Here is a 2391-nt window from a genome sequence, read left to right on the forward strand (position 1 = left end):
GTGTGGAGCGTGACTTCGCCGACTTACGCCGAGCAGTGCCCCAACGTGCACAAACTGCTGACCAACCTGACGTTCACCGCCGCCGACGAGAGCCGAATGATGCAGCCGTTGCTGGATCACAAAGATGCCCTCGAGTCGGCCAAGCAGTGGCTCAAGGACCACCCGCAAGACCAGCAGCGCTGGCTCGAAGGCGTGACCACCTTCGACGGCAAACCGGCTGCGGCCAACCTGCAACTGACCAGCAAATAACCTGATTCGCATCACCGTATCGCAGCCGCTGTTGGCTGCGAACGGCATCACTACGCCCGCCTGTAAGGAACCGCCTCATGAACCACGACGTCATCATCACCTGCGCACTCACCGGTGCTGGCGACACGACCAGCCGCAGCCCGCACGTGCCGGTCACTCCCAAACAAATCGCCGCAGCCGCAGTGGAAGCCGCCAAGGCCGGCGCCACCGTGGTGCACTGCCATGTGCGCGACCCGCAAACCGGCAAGTTCAGCCGCGACGTGGCGCTGTATCGCGAAGTGATGGAGCGCATCCGCGAGGCCGACATCGACATCATCGTCAACCTCACCGCCGGTATGGGTGGCGACCTGGAAATCGGCGGCGGCGAGAACCCGATGGAGTTCGGCCCCAACACCGACCTGGTCGGCCCGCTGACGCGCCTGGCCCATGTTGAGGAGTTGCTGCCGGAGATCTGCACCCTGGACTGCGGCACGCTCAACTTCGGCGATGGCGACACCATTTACGTGTCCACCCCGGCGCAACTGCGGGCGGGCGCCAAGCGTATTCAAGAGCTGGGCGTTAAGGCCGAGTTGGAAATTTTCGACACCGGCCACCTGTGGTTTGCCAAGCAGATGATCAAGGAAGGTTTGCTCGACAACCCGCTGTTCCAGCTGTGCCTGGGCATCCCATGGGGCGCACCGGCCGACACCACCACCATGAAAGCCATGGTCGACAACCTGCCTGCCGACGCCGTGTGGGCTGGCTTCGGTATCGGCCGCATGCAAATGCCCATGGCGGCGCAAGCGGTGCTGCTGGGCGGCAACGTGCGGGTCGGCCTGGAAGACAACCTGTGGCTGGACAAAGGCGTGCTCGCCACTAATGGCCAACTGGTGGAGCGCGCGAGTGAAATCCTCAGCCGCCTGGGCGCGCGGGTCATGACCCCGGCGGAGGGCCGAATCAAGATGGGCCTGACCAAGCGCGGCTAACTCAGACACCACAAAACCCTGTGGGAGCCGGGCTTGCCCGCGATAGCGGTACACCTGCACCGAATGCACCAACTGATACACCGATATCGCAGCGGTGCGACGATTCGACAAGCCAGCTCCCACCTTGATCACCGAATTACTCAGGGATTGTCGACATGAGCTTTATCACTGAAATCAAAACCTTCGCCGCCCTCGGCAGCGGCGTTATCGGCAGCGGCTGGGTGTCCCGCGCCCTGGCCCACGGCCTGGATGTGGTGGCCTGGGACCCGGCGCCTGGCGCCGAAGCGGCCCTGCGCAAGCGCGTTGCCAACGCCTGGGGCGCCTTGGAGAAACAAGGCCTGGCGCCGGGCGCCTCTCAGGATCGCCTGCGCTTTGTAACCACCATTGAGGAATGCGTAAAAGACGCCGACTTCATCCAGGAAAGCGCCCCGGAACGCCTGGAGCTGAAACTCGAACTGCACAGCAAGATCAGCGCAGCGGCCAAGCCGAATGCGCTGATTGGCTCGAGCACTTCAGGTCTGTTGCCGAGCGAGTTCTACGAAGGTTCCACCCACCCGGAACGCTGTGTGGTCGGCCACCCCTTCAACCCGGTTTACCTGTTGCCGCTGGTGGAAGTGGTGGGCGGAAAGAACACCGCGCCGCAGGCAATTCAGGCGGCGATCAAGGTGTATGAATCCCTCGGCATGCGCCCGCTGCATGTGCGTAAGGAAGTGCCGGGGTTTATCGCTGACCGCTTGCTCGAAGCGCTGTGGCGTGAGGCGTTGCACCTGGTGAATGACGGCGTGGCGACCACCGGTGAAATCGACGATGCGATCCGATTTGGCGCCGGTTTGCGCTGGTCGTTCATGGGCACATTCCTGACTTACACCCTCGCGGGCGGTGATGCCGGAATGCGCCACTTCATGGCCCAGTTCGGCCCGGCGTTGCAGTTGCCGTGGACGTATTTGCCGGCGCCGGAGCTGACCGACAAGTTGATTGACGATGTGGTCGACGGCACCAGCGATCAGTTGGGTAAACACAGCATTTCGGCGCTGGAGCGCTATCGTGATGATTGCTTGCTGGCGGTATTGGAAGCGGTGAAAACCACCAAAGCCAAACACGGCATGAGCTTCGCTGAATAACCGCTGTTGATCTGTGTGGGAGCTGGCTTGCCTGCGATAGCGATGCAAAATTCACC

At 62.5% G+C, this 2391-nt stretch carries 3 protein-coding genes; all 3 read left to right on the forward strand.

Features of this window, described 5'->3' with window-relative positions; all coding sequences use genetic code 11:
* On the forward strand, positions 1 to 249 hold a 249-nt coding region (locus tag FEM54_RS30640), incomplete at its 5' end, for a glycine betaine ABC transporter substrate-binding protein (RefSeq protein ID WP_276614930.1).
* 77 nt (positions 250 to 326) lie between these two features.
* Positions 327 to 1214 (forward strand): 3-dehydrocarnitine:acetyl-CoA trimethylamine transferase CdhC, encoded by an 888-nt coding sequence (gene cdhC / locus FEM54_RS30645; RefSeq protein ID WP_017139368.1) that lies wholly within the window; start codon positions 327 to 329, stop codon positions 1212 to 1214.
* Between the two features lie 155 nt (positions 1215 to 1369).
* Complete coding sequence (locus FEM54_RS30650) at positions 1370 to 2335, forward strand: L-carnitine dehydrogenase (RefSeq protein ID WP_099550378.1); 966 nt, start codon at positions 1370 to 1372, stop codon at positions 2333 to 2335.
* Positions 2336 to 2391 lie beyond the last annotated feature (56 nt).

Origin of the sequence: Pseudomonas edaphica (genome assembly GCF_005863185.1) — a bacterium.
Taxonomy (GTDB): Bacteria; Pseudomonadota; Gammaproteobacteria; order Pseudomonadales; family Pseudomonadaceae; genus Aquipseudomonas; species Aquipseudomonas edaphica.

Bases quoted from the DNA above. Each gene is read 5' to 3' on its own strand.
- cdhC (WP_017139368.1), top strand. From the start codon at position 327: ATGAACCACGACGTCATCATCACCTGCGCACTCACCGGTGCTGGCGAC.
- FEM54_RS30650 (WP_099550378.1), top strand. From the start codon at position 1,370: ATGAGCTTTATCACTGAAATCAAAACCTTCGCCGCCCTCGGCAGCGGC.